This is a genomic window from Actinomadura formosensis (assembly GCF_050948385.1).
GTDB classification, from domain to species: Bacteria; Actinomycetota; Actinomycetes; order Streptosporangiales; family Streptosporangiaceae; genus Spirillospora; species Spirillospora formosensis.
The window spans coordinates 3536331-3553539 of record NZ_CP192011.1 but is presented as its reverse complement, the minus strand read 5'-3'; the positions used below and the strand labels follow the sequence as shown (position 1 = coordinate 3553539).

At 73.4% G+C, this 17209-nt stretch carries 14 protein-coding genes and 2 riboswitches; of the genes, 3 read left to right on the top strand and 11 right to left on the bottom strand.

The features are described 5' to 3' along the window. Positions 1–125: 125 nt before the first annotated feature. Positions 126–2996, bottom strand: coding sequence for an aminomethyl-transferring glycine dehydrogenase (gcvP, locus tag ACQP1N_RS16710; protein ID WP_433232413.1), 2871 nt, complete (start codon positions 2994–2996; stop codon positions 126–128). A 60-nt stretch (positions 2997–3056) separates the two neighbouring features. Next, positions 3057–3168, bottom strand: a riboswitch (glycine riboswitch). Beyond that, positions 3169–3263: riboswitch (glycine riboswitch) on the bottom strand. It abuts the riboswitch before it with no gap. A 272-nt stretch (positions 3264–3535) separates the two neighbouring features. Between gcvP and ACQP1N_RS16705 the strand changes: the two genes are divergently transcribed. After that, entirely contained in the window at positions 3536–6013 is a 2478-nt protein-coding gene (locus ACQP1N_RS16705; RefSeq protein ID WP_067804249.1) for a lysylphosphatidylglycerol synthase transmembrane domain-containing protein, read from the top strand. Positions 6014–6016: 3 nt separating this feature from the next. Here the strand turns inward: ACQP1N_RS16705 and ACQP1N_RS16700 are convergent, their stop codons facing one another. The 8 genes from ACQP1N_RS16700 to ACQP1N_RS16665 all read right to left on the bottom strand — a co-directional run bounded on the left by ACQP1N_RS16700 (position 6017) and on the right by ACQP1N_RS16665 (position 11924). Continuing rightward, a complete protein-coding gene (locus ACQP1N_RS16700) occupies positions 6017–6613 on the bottom strand; it encodes a MerR family transcriptional regulator (protein WP_174548891.1) in 597 nt (198 codons plus the stop codon). Positions 6614–7019: 406 nt separating this feature from the next. Further along, positions 7020–7490, bottom strand: a complete 471-nt coding sequence (locus ACQP1N_RS16695; RefSeq protein WP_067804246.1) for a bifunctional nuclease family protein — start codon at positions 7488–7490, stop codon at positions 7020–7022. 142 nt (positions 7491–7632) lie between these two features. Beyond that, positions 7633–8367: a transcriptional regulator FtsR gene (ftsR, locus tag ACQP1N_RS16690; protein WP_433232408.1), complete on the bottom strand. Its 735-nt coding sequence runs from the start codon at positions 8365–8367 to the stop codon at positions 7633–7635. 16 nt (positions 8368–8383) lie between these two features. After that, the gene (locus ACQP1N_RS16685; protein ID WP_067804240.1) at positions 8384–8923 is read right to left on the bottom strand and encodes an FHA domain-containing protein; all 540 of its coding nucleotides are present in this window, start codon (positions 8921–8923) and stop codon (positions 8384–8386) included. Between the two features lie 308 nt (positions 8924–9231). Continuing rightward, entirely contained in the window at positions 9232–9975 is a 744-nt protein-coding gene (locus ACQP1N_RS16680; protein ID WP_067804237.1) for a DUF881 domain-containing protein, read from the bottom strand. Next, positions 9972–10304 (bottom strand): small basic family protein, encoded by a 333-nt coding sequence (locus ACQP1N_RS16675; protein WP_067804234.1) that lies wholly within the window; start codon positions 10302–10304, stop codon positions 9972–9974. Before ACQP1N_RS16675 ends, ACQP1N_RS16680 begins: the two co-directional genes overlap by 4 nt. 22 nt (positions 10305–10326) lie before the next feature. Next, positions 10327–11235: a DUF881 domain-containing protein gene (locus tag ACQP1N_RS16670; RefSeq protein ID WP_433232403.1), complete on the bottom strand. Its 909-nt coding sequence runs from the start codon at positions 11233–11235 to the stop codon at positions 10327–10329. Positions 11236–11288: 53 nt separating this feature from the next. Next, on the bottom strand, positions 11289–11924 hold the full coding sequence (locus ACQP1N_RS16665; protein WP_067808201.1) for a LysE family translocator: 636 nt from the start codon (positions 11922–11924) through the stop codon (positions 11289–11291). A gap of 97 nt (positions 11925–12021) precedes the next feature. Between ACQP1N_RS16665 and ACQP1N_RS16660 the strand changes: the two genes are divergently transcribed. Then, a complete protein-coding gene (locus ACQP1N_RS16660) occupies positions 12022–13362 on the top strand; it encodes a PLP-dependent aminotransferase family protein (protein WP_433232399.1) in 1341 nt (446 codons plus the stop codon). A 22-nt stretch (positions 13363–13384) separates the two neighbouring features. Here the strand turns inward: ACQP1N_RS16660 and ACQP1N_RS16655 are convergent, their stop codons facing one another. Together ACQP1N_RS16655 and ACQP1N_RS16650 are read right to left on the bottom strand one after the other, a co-directional pair. Beyond that, positions 13385–15883 carry a sugar phosphate nucleotidyltransferase gene (locus ACQP1N_RS16655; RefSeq protein WP_433232396.1) on the bottom strand — a complete coding sequence of 833 codons (2499 nt, stop codon included), beginning with the start codon at positions 15881–15883 and terminating at the stop codon, positions 13385–13387. After that, a complete protein-coding gene (locus tag ACQP1N_RS16650) occupies positions 15880–16530 on the bottom strand; it encodes a CDP-alcohol phosphatidyltransferase family protein (protein ID WP_433232732.1) in 651 nt (216 codons plus the stop codon). The genes ACQP1N_RS16655 and ACQP1N_RS16650 overlap by 4 nt, the downstream gene beginning before the upstream one ends. A 131-nt stretch (positions 16531–16661) precedes the next feature. Between ACQP1N_RS16650 and ACQP1N_RS16645 the strand changes: the two genes are divergently transcribed. Further along, positions 16662–17183 carry an NUDIX hydrolase gene (locus ACQP1N_RS16645; protein WP_067803837.1) on the top strand — a complete coding sequence of 174 codons (522 nt, stop codon included), beginning with the start codon at positions 16662–16664 and terminating at the stop codon, positions 17181–17183. The last annotated feature ends 26 nt before the right edge of the window (positions 17184–17209 follow it).

Below are 17209 nucleotides of genomic sequence, written 5' to 3'. Positions count from 1 at the left end.
TCGGGGTCGCACCGAGCCTAGCGAGGTGCCCTCTCCGCGTCCCGCGACGACACCCCGAAACCCCACCAAGATCAGTTATCTCCCGGGGGCGCCCCCCGGTCCCCCGGGAGACGCGCGGTCCTCCCTCAGTCCTCGAACGCCTCGGGGGGCGGGCAGGAGCAGACGAGGTTGCGGTCGCCGTAGGCCTGGTCGACGCGGCGGACCGGCGGCCAGTACTTGTTCTCGCGCAGGGACGGGACGGGGTAGGCGGCCTCGTCGCGGGTGTAGGGGTGCTTCCAGTCCTCGGAGAGCAGGCAGGCGGTGGTGTGCGGGGCGTTCTTCAGCGGGTTGTCCTCGCGGTCGTAGCCGCCGTCGGCGACACGCTGGATCTCGCGCCGGATCTCGATCATGGCGTCGCAGAACCGGTCGATCTCGGCGAGGTCCTCGGACTCGGTGGGCTCGATCATCAGGGTGCCGGCGACCGGGAACGCCAGGGTCGGGGCGTGGAAGCCGTAGTCGATGAGGCGCTTGGCGACGTCCTCGGCGGTGATCCCCGTCTCCTTGGTGATCTTGCGGAGGTCGGCGATGCACTCGTGCGCGACGAGACCGTTCCGTCCGGTGTAGAGGACGGGGTAGTGCGGGGCGAGCCGCGCGGCGAGGTAGTTGGCGGCGATGATCGCGCCCTCGGTGGCGGCGCGCAGGCCGTCCGGGCCCATCATCGCGATGTACGCCCACGAGATCGGCAGGATGCCCGCCGAGCCCCACGGGGCCGCCGAGATCGGGCCGACGCCGGTGCCCGGGCCCGCCTCCGGGCGGAGGGGGTGGTTGGGCAGGAACGGGACGAGGTGCTCGCGGACGCCGATCGGGCCGACGCCCGGCCCGCCGCCGCCGTGCGGGATGCAGAACGTCTTGTGCAGGTTGAGGTGCGAGACGTCCGACCCGAACTCGCCGGGACGGGCGAGGCCGACGAGCGCGTTGAGGTTGGCGCCGTCCACGTAGACCTGGCCGCCCGCCTCGTGCACGGCCGCGCACACGTCCGTGATCGTCTCCTCGAACACGCCGTGCGTGGACGGGTACGTCACCATGATCGCGGCGAGCCGGTCACCGTGCTTGGCGATCTTGGCGTGCAGGTCGTCCACATCGATGTTGCCGCCCTCGTCGCACTTCACGACGACGACGCGCATCCCCGCCATGACGGCGCTGGCGGCGTTGGTGCCGTGCGCGGACGACGGGATCAGGCAGATGTCGCGGTGCTCCTCGCCGCGGGAGGCGTGGTAGCCGCGGATGGCGAGCAGGCCGGCCAGCTCCCCCTGCGAGCCGGCGTTCGGCTGGACGGAGACCTTCGCATACCCGGTGATCTCGGCGAGGGCGCCCTCCAGCTCGCCGATCAGCTCGACGTACCCGGCGGCCTGGTCGATCGGCGCGAACGGGTGGATGTTCGCGAACTGCGGCCAGGTGATCGGCTCCATCTCGGCGGTGGCGTTCAGCTTCATCGTGCAGGAGCCGAGCGGGATCATCGACCGGTCGAGCGCGATGTCCTTGTCCTGGAGGCGGCGCAGGTAGCGCAGCATCGCGGTCTCGGAGCGGTGCGCGTGGAACACCGGGTGGGTGAGGTACGGGCTCTCGCGGCGCAGCGCGCCCGGGATCGCCTCGGCGGCGTCGCCGGCGGGGGCGACGCCGAACGCCTCCAGGACGGCGGTGACGTGCTCGGGCAGCGTGGTCTCGTCGCAGGCGACGCCGACCCGGTCGGGGCCGTCCTGGCGCAGGTTGATCCCGTGTTCGCGGGCCGCGGCGACGACCTCGGCGGCCCGGCCGGGCACGCGGGCGAGGACGGTGTCGAAGAACGCGCCGTGCACGACCTCGACACCGCCGGCGCGCAGGCCCGCGGCGATCTCGGCGGCCCGGCGGTGCGTCCGCTGCGCGATCGCGGCGAGCCCCTCGGGGCCGTGGTAGACCGCGTACATGCTCGCCATGACGGCGAGGAGCACCTGGGCGGTGCAGATGTTGCTGGTGGCCTTCTCGCGGCGGATGTGCTGCTCGCGGGTCTGCAGCGCAAGCCGGTAGGCGGTGGCACCGTCCGCGTCGACGGACACGCCGACGAGCCGTCCGGGAAGCTGCCGCTGGATGCCCTCGCCGACCGCCATGTAGCCGGCGTGCGGGCCGCCGAACCCGTACGGGACGCCGAACCGCTGCGCGGACCCCACGGCGATGTCGGCGCCGGACTCGCCCGGCGGGCGCAGCAGCGTCAGCGCGAGCAGGTCGGCGGCCACGACCGCCTTGGCGCCGCGCTCGTGCGCCTGCGCGATCACCGGCTCCAGGTCGCGGACGGCCCCGGACGCGCCCGGGTACTGCAGCAGCACGCCGAAGAAGTCGCCGTCCGGCAGCCCGCCGGACAGGTCGGCGGTGACGACCTCGATGCCGAGCGGGACGGCACGGGTCCGGATGACCTCGATCGTCTGCGGGAGCGCGTCGGCGTCGACCAGGAACGCCCCCGGCTCCCTGCGCTTGGAGACGCGGTGCGCGAGAGCCATGGCCTCGGCGGCGGCGGTCCCCTCGTCCAGCATGGACGCGTTCGCGACGGGCAGCCCGGTCAGGTCGGCGATCACCGTCTGGAAGTTCAGCAGCGCCTCGAGCCGGCCCTGCGAGATCTCCGGCTGGTAGGGCGTGTAGGCGGTGTACCAGCCGGGATTCTCCAGCACGTTCCGCATGATCACGCCGGGAGTGATCGTCCCGTGGTAGCCGAGCCCGATCATGGACGTGAGGACGGTGTTGCGGGACGCGAGCTCGCGGAGCCGGTCCAGCGCGGCGGCCTCGCTCAGCGCGGGCGGCAGGTCCAGCGGGCGCGCGGTCCGGATCGCGGCCGGAACCGCGGCGTCGATCAGCGCCTCGGCACCGGAGTAGCCGATGGCGGCCAGCATCCGGGCGTGCTCGTCCGGGGAGGGGCCGATGTGCCGGTCGGCGAACACGGTGCGCGGATGCTGCGGCGAAGCCACGGGGGCGAAGAACTGGGCGGTCATGGAGAGCCTCCTGGCTGCTGCGGTCGCTCAGGGCCACCGCCGGCGCGGGCCGGCGGCCGGGTCTCCCCCTCTGTCATCGGCACCTGAGAGCTTCCCCCGCGCGGCGGGATTTCCCCTTCGGTGAGCCGCCCCTCCCCGGGTGCGGGGATCGGCGCCTGCTTTCCAGAGGTGCCTCGCCCGAGCGGTCCTTTTGCCTGAGAGGTTCCGGGGAGGTTGCCCCTTCGGCGTCCCACGGTGGCAGCGTGGGATCTCTCCCGCACAGGGTCGACGGCATGTCCTGGATAAACCCTACCCAAAGACGGGTCCGGGCGGTCGTTCCGACCCCCATCGACCAGGGGGCCGCCGCCACGGCGCGGGGGCGGTACCGGCCGGTAGGATGTGCTCACTCACCTGGGACAAGGCGGACCTCGGGCCACGGGGCGGAGATGGGGCTGCGAGGTGCACGCGCGACCGGCCGGATGCCGGCCCGGCACTCGACGGCGCCCCGCCGGTTCTGGGACGCTGATCACGATGACGGATGGTCAGGGCGGCGGTACGGCGTGACGCGAACCCACGACGGCACGGTGCGCCCGCGGCAGGGCGTGCCCGCCGGTGTGCCCGTCGACGAGCCCGCCCAGCCGGACCGGATCCGCCGGCCTTCCGACGCGATCAGGTTCGCGGCGTCGGTGGCGGGGCTGGCGGTGGTGATGCTGCTGGTGTCGATCGCGCAGCAGACCACGCACGGCCTGCAGACCGACATCGCGGAGGGCACCGCGCACGCGCCCCGCCTGCTGCTGACGCTGGCGACGCTGGTGTCCAGCTTCGGGGTGCTGGCCGTGCCGATCGCGTTCGCGATCGAGCGGCTGTTCAACAAGGACGGAACCCGCGTCGCGATCGCGCTGCTGGCCGCCGGGATCGCGTCCGGCATCACGATCGGGCTGGACGACCTGGTGGTGCGGGCGGCGCCCGGCGGGGTGCTGGACTCGCTGATCTGGGGCGGCACCGCGACCGCGCCCGTGCACACCGACATCGCCCCGGTGATCGCGTTCGTCACCGCGGTCGGCATGGCGGGACGCGCCCGCTGGCAGGCCGCGACCTGGACCATGATCGGGCTGGCGGCGCTGACGGGGCTGACCGCGTCCTACGCGTCCGTCGCCGCGCTGGCGGCCACCTACCTGCTGGGACGCGCCATCGGCCACGGCACCCTGTACGCCGTCGGCACCCCGAACCCGCGGCCGCCGGGGACGGCGGTCGTCGCGGCGCTGGAACGGCTCGGGCTGCGGCCGCAACGGGGCGCCCGGCTGGACGAGCCCGCCGACGACACCGAGGACGGCCGCCGCTACGGCGTCGTCCTCGCCCACTGCCCCGGCAACGGGTACGGTGCCCGGATTCCCGCCGGCCGGGGCGTCCACGGCGACTGGGACCTGGAGGTCCGCGTCCTGGACCGCGACCAGCAGACCGCGGGGCTGCTGTACCGGATCTGGCGGCTGCTGCGGCTGCGCGCCGCGACGACCGGGCGGACGCTGCGGTCGCTGCGCCGCTCCCTGGAGCAGGAATCGCTGATGGGGTACGCGGTGGACGCGGCGGGCGCCCGGACACCGCACCTGGCCGGGACGTGCGAGGTCGGCACGGAGGCGGCGCTGCTGGCCTACGAGCACGTGCCGGGGCGGCGGCTCGGCGACGTCCCCGACGCCGAGATCACCGACGCGCTGCTGACCGACATCTGGCGGCAGTTCCGGTCGCTGCAGGCGGGGCGGCTCGCGCACCGGCGGCTGCAGGACGGCGCGATCCTCGTCGGTGAGGACGGTCTCGCCTACATCACCGACCTGCGGTCCGGGGAGACCGCGGCGGGCGATCTGGCGCTGCGGCTCGACCTGGCGCAGCTGCTCACCACGCTGGCGCTGCGGACGGGCCCGGAGCGGGCGGTCCGGACGGCCGCGGACGTGCTGGGCGAGGAGGCCCTCGGCGGCGCGGTGCCGCTGCTGCAGCGGGTGGCGCTGTCGCGGGCGACCCGGCACGCGCTGCGGCACGACAAGGAGCTGCTGACCCGCATCCGGGAGCAGATCGTCCGGCTGAAGCCGGAGACCGAGGCGGCACCGGCCAGGCTGGAGCGCTTCCGCCCCCGCACGATCGTCAGCGTGGTGGCGCTGTCGATCGCCGCGTACATCGTCATCCCGCAGGTGACCAGCCTGGACGTCGGCTATCTGGCGGCGACGGCGAGCTGGCACTGGGTGGCGGCGGCCCTCGGCGCGGCGGCCCTGACCTATGTCGCGGCGGCGCTGATGCTGATGGGGTTCGTCCCGGAGCGCCTGCCCCTGTGGCGGACGGTCCTGGTGCAGGTGGCGGCGTCGTTCGTGAAGCTGGTCGCGCCGGCGGCCGTGGGCGGCGTCGCCGTCAACACCCGCTACCTGCAGCGGTCCGGGGTGCGGCCGACCCTGGCGGTGGCGAGTGTCGGCGCGTCCCAGCTGGTCGGGATGGTCACGCACATCCTGCTGCTGGTCCTGTTCGGGTTCCTGACCGGGTCGACGGCGAAGGCGACGCAGGATCTGGCGCCGTCCCGCACGATCGTGCTCGCGGTGCTGGTGCTGGGCCTGCTCGCCGGGCTGGCGATGACGGTCCCCCGCGTCCGCCGGGTGGTCACGGCGCGGCTGAAGAGCATGTTCTCGGGTGTGGTGCCGCGGCTGGTGGACGTCCTGCAGTCGCCGAAGAAGCTGTCCACCGGCATGGGCGGAACGCTGCTGCTGACGCTGGCGTTCGTGCTGTGCCTGGACGCGTCGATCCGCGCGTTCGGCGGTTCCCTGCCCTGGACGACGGTGGTGCTGGTGTTCCTCACCGCGAACGCGGTGGGGTCGGCGGCGCCGACGCCGGGCGGTCTCGGCGCCGTCGAGGGCGCTCTGACGCTCGCGTTGACGATCTCGGGGCTCCCGGCGGACACGGCGACATCGGCCGTGCTGCTCTACCGGCTCTTCACGCTGTGGCTGCCGGTACTGCCGGGCTGGGGGTCGTTCACGTTCCTGCAGCGCAGGGAGGTGCTGTGAGGGTCAGCCGGTGCGGCGCGCCCGCCGCCGGTCGGCGAGCTCATCGTGGGGGTGTTCCGTAGGGTCCGCGGCCGCGCGTTCCCCGGGGAGTTCCGCCAGGCTGCCCTCCACCTCCTGCCACACCCGGCCGAGCGCTATGCCGAACACGCCCTGGCCGCCCTGGAGGAGATCGACGACCTCATCCGCCGACGTGCACTCGTAGACGCTCACGCCGTCGCTCATCAGCGTGATCCGCGCGAGGTCCTCGACCCCGCGATCACGCAGGTGCGTCACGGCGGTGCGTATCTGCTGCAGCGACACGCCCGTGTCCAGCAGCCGCTTCACGACCTTGAGCACGAGGATGTCGCGGAAGCTGTACAGCCGCTGGCTGCCCGACCCGTGCGCCGCGCGCACGCTCGGCTCCACCAGTTTCGTCCGCGCCCAGTAGTCGAGCTGCCGGTAGGTGATCCCCGCCGCGGCGCACGCCGTCGGGCCGCGGTAGCCGACATCCTCCGGCGGCACCGACACCTGCGTGTCGAAGAGCAGACCCTGCTCTCCGGCACGGCGGGACGCCATGTGCCTGTCGGGGGTCGCCTTGCCCTCGCCGCTGCTCACCGCCACGCGGACCTCCGGCTTCTATCATCCCGTGGCGCTTCGTCAAGGGGGTTTGACGAATTACACCACGGGTGTTCCACCAGCACGGTAGGTGCCGGTCAGAGTGTGGTCAACGTTCACCGTCGGCGCGTCGCATGCCCGGATGAACCGGCTTCACGTGGGCAAACCGCGCACCTTGGCCGCCAACGCACTCCTACCCCGATGCTCCCCCACGGAAAACCGCTGTATTCTCCTGCTTTGCCCTCGCACCGGGCGCTGGAGCGCCGTTCTGGGCCGGGGCAAGGCGCGCGATCAGGGTCTCGCCGGCCCGTCTTTCCACCCCTCGACCAGGGGTTTCGCACGCATGCACAACGCCCGGGACCACCACGCGGTCAGGCGAGCGGCCGGGGAGGGCGCCGCGCGGCCCGGGCGATCAGCCGGCCCGGCCGAAGTCCTCCGGCGAGATCGTGTCGAGGAATTCGCGGAACTTCTCGACCTCGTCCTCCTGCTCGTCGGGAATGGCGACGCCGGCCTCTTCGAGGACGTCGTCGCTGGCGAAGATCGTGGCGCCGGTGCGCAGGGCCAGGGCGATGGAGTCGGACGGGCGGGCGCTCACCTCGACGCCGTTGGAGAAGATCAGGTCGGCAAAGAAGATGCCCTCGCGCAGGGCCGTGATGTTGACGGTGCGCAACTGGACGCTGAGGGCGTCCAGGACGTCGCGGAACAGGTCGTGGGTGAGCGGCCGGGCGGGCAGCACCCCCTGCTGCGCGAAGGCGATCGCGGTCGCTTCGACCGCCCCGATCCAGATGGGCAGGTACCGATCGCCCTCCGTCTCCTTCAACAGGACGATCGGCTGATTGGAGGGCATCTCGACCCGGACGCCGACGACCTCCATCTGCTTCACTGCGGCTCCCTGCTGGTTCTCGCTGTCTCGATCACCACGTGCAGCGGATCGATCCCTGACCGAACCCTGTAGCCAACGTACACCCCGGCTCGGGCACCTCGTCGTGCCGCAGGCGCGGGAATATCCTCCGCGGCGGCCATGATCAATGGTCGAGGCTTTCACGGAGACCCGCGTTGACCAGCGCCGCATGGAGCCTGACCGACAGCGCGGCGATCTCCCGGGCGGTTTCGGCGGCCTGCTCGTGGGCGCCCCTGCTGCGGCGGCGCAGCTGCGGCGCGACCATCTGCTCGATCAGCCCGACCTGCCGGTCGGCGGCGGCCTTCACGGCGCGCAGGTGCCGGACCTCGAAGCCGAACTCGCCGAGCGCGGCGGCGATCCGCGCGATGTTCAGCGCCTCGCCCTCGTAGTGGCCCCCGGTGCGGTGGACGAGCCCGTACTCCTCCAGCCGGGTCAGCAGCGCCTCGTCGATGCCGGCGCCGTCCAGGAGCTGGCGGCGGGTGAGGCGGACGGCCGGGTCCGCCGCGGTGGTGTCGGCCGCCACGAGGGTGCGGGGGCGGCGCCGGGACGGCTCGCGGGCACCGAGCGGCTCGCGGGCGCCGAGCGGCGGGACGTTCTCGCCGCGGTCGCGCGCCTCCAGGTGCTGCCGGATCACCCGCAGCGGCATGTAGTGGTCGCGCTGCGCGGTGAGGACGAACCGGAGCCGTTCCACGTCGGCGGCGCCGAACTTGCGGTAGCCGGAGGGGCTGCGCTGCGGTTCGACGAGCCCCTCGGACTCCAGGAACCTGATCTTGGAGATGGTGATGTCGGGGAACTCGGGCCTGAGCAGCCCGAGCACGTCCCCGATCGTCATCAGGGACCGGGCCGGCTCCGCCTTCAACGCCCCTCCCGTTCCGTCAGCCGTGCGCCGGGTTGGTGAGGAACACCAGCCGGAACTTGCCGATCTGCACCTCGTCGCCGCCGGACAGGCCGGCCTGGTCGATCCGCTGCCGGTTGACGTAGGTGCCGTTGAGGCTGCCCACGTCCCGGACGGAGAAGGTGCCGCCCTGGCGGGCGAACTCGGCGTGCCGGCGGGACACGGTGACGTCGTCCAGGAAGATGTCGCTCTCGGGGTGCCGCCCGGCGGACGTGCGGTCCTTGTCGAGGAGGAAGCGGCTGCCGGCGTTCGGGCCGCGCTTGACGACGAGGAGCGCGGTGCCCGGGGGGAGCGCCTCCATCGCCATCTGGTCGGGGCCGACCGGCTGCTCCTCGGCGCCCGTGTCGGTGTCCAGGGCCTCGAACCCGCCGATGGAGATGGTGGACGTGGACTCTCCGGGCGACTCGCGGTACGGCGGCGGCGCGGCCGGCCCCCGGGTCAGCGGAGTGCCACAGTTCGAGCAGAAGCGGGCATCATCCGGGTTGGCGTGACCGCACTGCGTGCAGTAGACGCTCGGCATCGATCGGCTCGGCCTCCTACCATCGGCGTGCCGCCCGCGGACCTCCCGCCGCAGCGGGGGCCGCCTGCGCCACGCGCATCCTTCACCCAACCCACGCCGGGGACCCGCCCCGGCAACGGTCCAACTCACCGCCCGCTCACGCGACGGTCGCCGCAACTTACGCGGGATCACCCGAGGGGTCAACCGGAGCGGTGAACCGGCTGGACCAAACTACCTTCCCCGATGATCGCAGATCTACGCCGCCGCGCGGACCGCCGCGATCGCGGCGCCCGGGCCGGCGACCCGAGTTTCGCTGCTCCCCGCTCCCTCTAGGGAGACCGTACCGCGCCGATGGTCACTTTCGCGCGCGGTGTGATCAGGACGGTGGCCCCGGCGCCCCGCAGCGTGCGGACGAGGCCGCCCGGGATGTTGAGCGCCGTGGTCATCGTATGGGCATCGCCGATGGCCAGGAAGCGGTACGGGGCGGACAGGGACTCCCCGTCCGCCTGGACGCCGTTCCGGCCGTCCAGGAAGTAGGTGTCGACGCCGACGCGAACGTCGTTGACCTGGACGACCTCGGCGCCGGCGTCGCGGAGTTCCTGCAGCGCGTCCAGCAGGTCGATCGCCTTGACCCCGTGCCCGGGGTCGCCGATCAGCAGTTCGATGCCGGGGCCCTCGGCCGGGAGCGTCCCGGCGAGGAGGCCGTAGGTGGTCGCCCGCTCGCGTGCGTCCTCCAGCGCGGTGCCGCCCTCGGCGTCCCGTTCCAGCTGGGCCTTGGTGTCCTCCAGATCGCGCAGATCGGCCCTCAGCCGCTCGGACCGCTGGCCCAGATCGGCCAGGACGCCGACGAGCTCGTCCTGCCGGGCGGTGGCGAACGTGGTGTCGTGCTTGGTCGACTGCACCTGGGCGGCGACCGCGAAGCCGAGCACGAGGCACAGCAGCCCGCCCGCGATCTGGCCGGCGCCGGCGCGCGGACGCAGCAGGGCGAGGAGTCCGCGCGGGCCCCTCGGCCCGGCCGGGCGCTCCTCCCGGCGCTCCTCCTCGCGCTCCTCCTCGCGCTCACCGCCGGTCATGCGCCGAACAGCTTCCGCCGGATGCCGGCCACGTTGGAGAAGATCCGGATGCCGAGGACGACCACGACGCCGGTGGACAGCTGCGAGCCGACGCCGAGCTGGTCGCCGAGGAAGACGATCAGCGCCGCGATGACGGTGTTGCCCACGAAGGAGACCACGAAGACCTTCTCGTCGAAGATGCCCTCCAGCCGGGCCCGGACACCGCCGACCATGGCGTCGAGCGCGGCGACGATCGCGATCGGCAGGTAGGGCTCCAGCCAGAGCGGAACGTCCGGCTGGAGCATGAAGCCCAGCGCCACGCCGATGACGAGACCGATCAGCGCGATCATCGCCGGGTCACCTCTCCCCCGCTCACTGGCCGTCCTCCGTACGGGGGGCGGCGTACCGCAGCCGGGCGGTCCCCGCCGCGGGCAGCCGCGCCCCGGACGTGCGGCGCACCTCGTACCGGATCCCGAACCGCTCGCGCAGCGCGCCGAGCCGCCGGTCGGCGGCCGAGCCCGCGAGGGCGTCCCGCAACCGGGCGGGGTCGCCGAGCGCCGTCACCTCGTAGGGCCCGGTGAGCGGCCGGTAGTCGACGAGGATCGCCTCGCCGGCGGCGCGGATCGCGGTGGTCGGCGTGATCCGCTGCCCGTTGACGCCGATGGCCGCGGCGCCGGCCGCCCAGAGCCCGTTCACCAGGACCTGGAGATCCTGGTCGTAGACGCGGCCGCCGGCGGCGCGGTCTCGCCCGGCGGGATCGGGACGCGGGGCGTCGGCGAGCGTCACCACGATCCCGGCCCCGGCGGCGGGCAGCGCGGCCGCCGCGGCGGCGGCGCGGGCCAGCCGGCCCCGGACGCGGCGCCCGGTGTCGCTGCGGGCCAGCACGGCGGTCCGGGTCCGCTCGGTGTCGGCGCGCAGCCGGTCGAGGCGGCGCTGGAGAGCGTCCGTCTCGGCGGTGCGCGCGTGGATCGCCTCGACCAGCCGGGACCGCCGCTCGGCGGCCACGGGCTCGCTGCGGCGCACCTCGGCGACGGCGACCGCGATCAGGGTCCCGGTGAGGACGAGGACGAGCAGGACCCCGGCGCCCCGCAGCCGCCCGGCCCGCGGCCCGGTGCCGCCGGCGGCGCGGCGGGCGGCGGCCTCCGCGTAGCCGTGGTCGAGCAGCTTCCCGGCGAACAGGTCGGCCAGGAGCGACATGGAGGCGTCGGGCCGCCGCCGGGCGGGCGGGCGTGCCGGTCCGTCCGGACGGGGGTCACCGAGGTCGTCCCGTCGTGCGTTCACCGCCTCATCATGCACCGCCCCATGATGGCAAGGACCGGCGAACCGGACACGGGTCAGGTGGTGGCGGGGCGGAGACCGATGTGCAGGGCCAGTCCGGCGAGGACGGAGCCCATCAGGTACCGCTGGACGCGCTGCCAGCCGGGCCGGCGTGCCAGGAAGACGGCGATGCCGCCGGCGCCGAGGACGATGAGGCCGTTGACGATGAGCGCGATGACGCTCTGGACGAGGCCGAGGAGCAGGCTCTGCGCGGCGAGGTGGCCGCGCTCCGGGTCGAGGAACTGCGGCAGCAGCGACACGTACAGGATCGCGATCTTCGGGTTGAGCAGGTTGGTGACCAGGCCCATGGTGAACAGGCGGCGGGGCGGGTCGGCGGGCAGGTCCTTCGGCGCGAACGCGGTCGTCCCGCCCGGCCGCAGCGCCTGCCAGGCGAGCCAGAGCAGGTAGCCCGCGCCGGCCAGCTTGACCGCCGTGTAGAGCGCCGGGACGAGCGTGAAGACCGCGGTGATGCCCGCGGTGGCGGCGGCGAGGTAGACGAGGAATCCCGCGGCGACGCCGCACAGGGAGATCAGCCCGGCGCGGCGGCCCTGCGCCACCGACCGCGATACGAGGTAGATCATGTTGGGTCCGGGCGTGAGAACGAGGCCGAGGGCGACGACGGCGATCGCCGCGGCGGCGCTGAGCGAGATCATTGCACTCCCGATGAAGTCGAATGATCCGATGCTAGAACTCCTCCTTTCTCGGTGCAATAATCTAAATTGATCTCGGTGCAATATAAATGGAGGACGGGTGGAGGACTTTCGCCGGGTCGCCGATCAGGTGGCGGCCGACATCGCGGCGGGCCGGCTGCGCCCCGGTGACCGGCTGCCGCCGCAGCGCGCGTTCGCCCGCCAGCGGGGCATCGCCGCCTCCACGGCGAGCCGCGTGTACCGGGAGCTGGCCGGGCGCGGCCTCGTGGTCGGCGAGGTCGGGCGCGGCACGTTCGTCCGCGCGGCCGAGCGCCCCGCCGTCCCGGCGCTGGCGGAGCCGGCCGGTGCGCCCGTCGACCTTGAGCTGAGCTATCCCCTGGTGCCCGAACAGGGCACGCTGCCGGCCGCCGGGATGGAGCGGCTGCTGCGCCCGGACGTCCTCGCCGCCGCGCTCGGCCCCACCGGCGTCGCGGGCACCCCCGCCGCCCGCGAGGCCGCGGCGGCGCTGCTGGCCACGCCCGGCCTGGCCCCCGAGCCGTCCCGGATCCTGTTCGCCGGCAACGGCCGGCAGGCGCTCGCGGGCGCCGTGGCCGCGCTCGTCCCGCCGGGCGGCCGGCTCGCCGTCGAGGCACTGACCTATCCGGTGATCAAGGGCATCGCGGCGCGGCTCGGCGTCACGCTCGTCCCGATCCCGGCCGACGAGCACGGGCTGCGCCCCGACGCCCTCGCCGCCGCGCACCGCGCCGCCCCGCTCGGCGCCCTCTACGTCCAGCCGACGCTGCACAACCCGCTGGGGACGACGATGCCGGAGCGGCGCCGCGCGGAACTCGCCGCCGCCCTGGAGCGGCTCGGCCTCCACGCGATCGAGGACCGCGTCTGGGCGTTCCTGCGCGCGGACGGGCCGGAACCGCTGGCGGCCCTGGCCGGGCGGCGCACCGTGCTGGTCGACAGCCTGTCCAAGCGGCTCGCGCCCGGCCTGACCCTCGGGTTCGCCGTCCCGCCCGCGCCGCTGGCCGGGCGGGTGGCCGCCGCGCTGCGGTCGGGCGCGTGGGGCCCCTCGCGCTTCGCGCTGGAGGCGGCGACCGGGTGGATGGCCGACGGCACGGTCGAGGCGGTGACGCGCGCCAAACGCGCGGACGCCGCCGCCCGGCGGCGGATCGTCGCCGAACGTCTCGCGGGCGCCGCCGTCCGGTCCGGCCCGTGCTCCTACTTCTGCTGGTGGGACCTGCCGCCGCGGTGGCGGGCGGAGACGTTCGTGGCGGCGGCCGCGCGGCGCGGGATCGCCGTCACGCCCGCCGCCGCGTTCGTCGCCGGGACGGGCGCCGCCCCCCGCGCGGTCCGCATCGGCCTCGCCTCACCGCCGCGGGACACCCTGGCGCACGCGCTGGACGTCCTCGCCGAGATCGCCGCGGGCGGCCCCGACGACTTCCCCGTCGACTGACCCGGCGCCGCGCCGCGGGCGTTCAGGTGCCCGCGCGCTCGACGACGGCGGCCCATTCCTCCAGCAGCGCCTGGGCGGCGTCCGCGTCCGGCCCCTCGGCCCACAGGTGCGTGACCGCCTCGGCCGGGTCGGGCAGGACGAGGGTCCAGCGTCCGTCGTCCTCGACCACGCGGACGCCGTCGGTGGTGTCGATCGTGCGCACCCCGGCGGCCTCGACGACGTGCCGCATGACGCTGCCCTTGGCCGCCCAGGGCGTCGGGACGGAACGGCGCAGCAGATGCGCCGCGGGGATGCGGCGGTCGATCTGCGACAGCGTCAGCCGCGTCCGCGCCACGAGCCCGACGAGCCGGACGAACGCCGCGATCCCGTCCACGGTGCCGCTGAACTCGGGCATCAGGAAGCCGCCCCGGCCGTCCCCCGCGAAGATCACGCTGGGCTGCGCGGCGGCCTTGGTCAGGACGTCCTGGGAGGTGGAGGTCCACTCGACCTGCACGCCGTGGAACCGGCACACCTGCTCGGCGACCCGCGTCGTCGTCACCGGCAGCGCCACCTTGCCGCCGCGCCGCTCCGCCGCGACCAGGTCGAGCATCACCAGCAGGGCCCGCTCGTCGCCGACCAGCTCGCCGTTCTCGTCGACCAGGGAGATCCGCTCCCCCACCGGATCGAACCGGACGCCGAACGCGGCCCGCGCCGACGAGACGAGGACGCCGAGCCGCTCCAGGTCGCGCATCCGCTCGGCGAGCGTCTCGGTCGGGTTGGCCTCGTCCAGCCCGGCGTTGCGGGTGAGGACCTCCACGCCGACCTTGCCGAGCAGGTTCGGCAGGACGAGCGAGGCGACGCCGCCCGCACAGTCCAGGACGATCTTCAGCTCGGCCTCGCGGACGCCCCGCATGTCGACGCGGCGCAGCAGGTCGCGGGTGTAGCTCTCCACGACGCGCGGCGGGTAGGTCAGCTCGGCGATCTCGCCGGGGAACGCGCGCCGGTACTCCTGGCGGCCGAAGACGCGCTCCAGCTTGCGCTGCGCCGCCAGCGACAGGTCGGCGCCGCCCGGGTCGAGGAACAGGATGTCGACGCCCTGGGGGTCGCCGAGCGTGGTGCGGATGTAGATGCCGCCGGCGGCGTCCTCCCGCCCGGTCTCGAACCGGGTGACGGTCAGCGGTGTCGCCTCCAGGTCGTTGACGTTGATCGCGCTGGCGGTCAGGGCGCTGTTCACCGCGCGTTTGAGGGTGCGGGCGGCGCGGGAGACGTCGCGTCCGGTGACGACCGTCGAGCCCTTCTTCAGCGTCGTCGCGTAGGCGCTGGCGAGCCGGACCGCCAGCTCCGGCGTGATCTCCACGTTGACGAGCCCGGACACGCCGCGCGGCCCGAACAGGTTGCGCTGCCCGCGCGACTCCCAGATGACGCTGGTGTTGACGACCGCGCCGGCCTCGATCGTCTTGAACGGGTAGACCTTCACCCCGCTGGAGACGTACGCCTCCGCCTCGATGACGCACTCGTCCCCGATGACCGCGCCCTCCTCGACGCGGGCGCCCGCCATGATGTCGGTGTTCTTGCCGATGACGCAGCCGCGCAGGTTCGTGGACGGCGCGACGAACACGTTGTCGTGGACGATGGCCCGGTGCAGGAAAGCGCCTTCCTTCACCACGACGTTGCTGCCCAGGACGGTGAACTCGCGCAGTTCGACGCCCGCCTCGACCTTCGCGTAGTCGCCGATGTAGAGGGGGCCCTTGAGGACGGCCTCGGCGTCCACTTCGGCGCCTTCGGCGACCCACACGCCCGGGGACATCTCGAACCCGCCCAGGTCGATGCCGACCTGACCGGACAGCATGTCCGCCTGGGCCTTGAGGTAGCTCTCGTGGGTGCCGACGTCCTCCCAGTAGCAGTCGGCCACGTACCCGAACAGGCGGGCGCCTTCGGAAAGCAGCTTGGGGAACACATCACCGGACCAGTCGACCGGCTCGCCCTCGGCGACGTGTTCGAGGACCTCCGGTTCCATCACGTAGATGCCGGTGTTGACGGTGTCGGAGAAGACCTGGCCCCAGGTGGGCTTCTCCAGGAACCGCTGCACGCGGCCCTCGTCGTCCACGATGATGATGCCGAACTCCAGCGGGTTGGGGACCCGCTTGAGCCCGATGGTGACGAGCGCGTCGTTCTCCTTGTGGAACCGCACCATGTCGGTGAGGTCGATGTCGGTGAGCGCGTCCCCGGAGATGACGAGGAACCGCTCGTCGCGCAGCGCCTCCTCGGCGTTCTTGACGCTGCCGGCCGTACCGAGCGGGATCTCCTCCGTCGCGTAGCTGAGCGACATGCCGAGTTCCTCGCCGTCGCCGAAGTAGTTGCGGATCAGCGCGGCCAGGAACTGGACGGTGACGACCGTCTCGGTGAACCCGTGCTTCTTCAGCAGCCGGAGCACATGCTCCATGATCGGCCGGTTGACCAGCGGCAGCAGCGGCTTGGGCTGGTTGGCGGTCATCGGACGCAGCCGCGTCCCCTCGCCACCCGCCATCACGACGGCCTTCATCGGGGGGTCTCAGCTCCCTTCTGGTCGCCGGCCGGCGGTTCCGCGCGCGGGACGCCCCGGCCGTCCGGCTCTCGTGCCGGCCCCGCCCCCGGTACCGGCTCGGGGGCCGGGGACGAGCCGCGGCCGGCCAGCACCAGTTGCCGCGTCTGCGTCCAGTAGAGGACGGCCGCCCACCAGTACAGGCCCGTTCCCCAGATGGCGAAGGACCATCCGATGACCTTCGCCACCGTCGCCGCACCGCCGTCATGGTCGCCCAGCAGCAGCAGCGGGAAGGCGTACAGCAGGCACATGGTGCCCGCCTTCCCGATGAAATGGACGGGAAGCGTGCTGGCGTACCCCAGCCTCCGGATGATCGGCGCTATCGGCAGGATCGCGAACTCGCGGGCGACCAGCAGCAGCACCAACCACAGCGGGATGACGTCACGGATGGTGAGCCCGACGAGCGTGGCCAGGATGTAGAGGCGGTCGGCGGCCGGGTCGAGCACCACGCCGAGCCTGCTGGTCTGGTTCAGCGCCCGCGCCAGCTTCCCGTCCAGCCAGTCGGACAGGCCGGCGAACACCAGCACGCCGAGCGCCCACCAGTCCGCCTCCACCAGAATGAGCCAAAGGAACAGCGGGACACCCACGAGCCGTGCCATGCTGAGCATGTTGGGCACCGTGAAGATCCGGTCCTGCGGGGCCTCCTGCACTGTGCTCACCGACGCGTTCGCCTCCCCCAGCTCCCCCTAGATCCTGACCCTACCGGTAAGGGTTCGAAAGACCCCGATAGCGTCCGTCCATGCGTTGGACGGTGCACGGGGAGAGGTCGGTCTACGACAGCCCCTGGATGAGCGTGAGGCTGGCCGATGTCGAACTGCCGGACGGACGCCGGTTCGACCACCACCTCCTGCGGGTGCGGCCCGCCGCGGGCGTCGCGGCGGTCGACGGGGACGGCCGGGTCCTGCTGATCTGGCGGCACCGGTTCATCACCGGCCAATGGGGTTGGGAGATTCCCGGCGGACGGGTCGAACCGGGCGAAGATCCCGCCGAGGCGGCCGCGCGGGAGCTGATCGAGGAGACCGGATACCGCGCCGGGACGCTGCGGCACCTGCTCGACGTACGGCCCTCACCGGGTGTTCACGATGGCATCCATCACATCTACCGGGCGGACGGCGCCGAGCGCGTCGGCGAGCCGGCCGACGTGGAGGCCGAGCGGATCGAGTGGGTGCCGCTGGCATCGGTCCCCGCGCTCGCGGCGCGCGGGGAGATCGGCTCGGCGTCCACCCTGGCGGGTCTGCTCTACCTTGCCGCGGTGGGCTGACGGCGCCCGCGGGCGCGGGCGCGGCC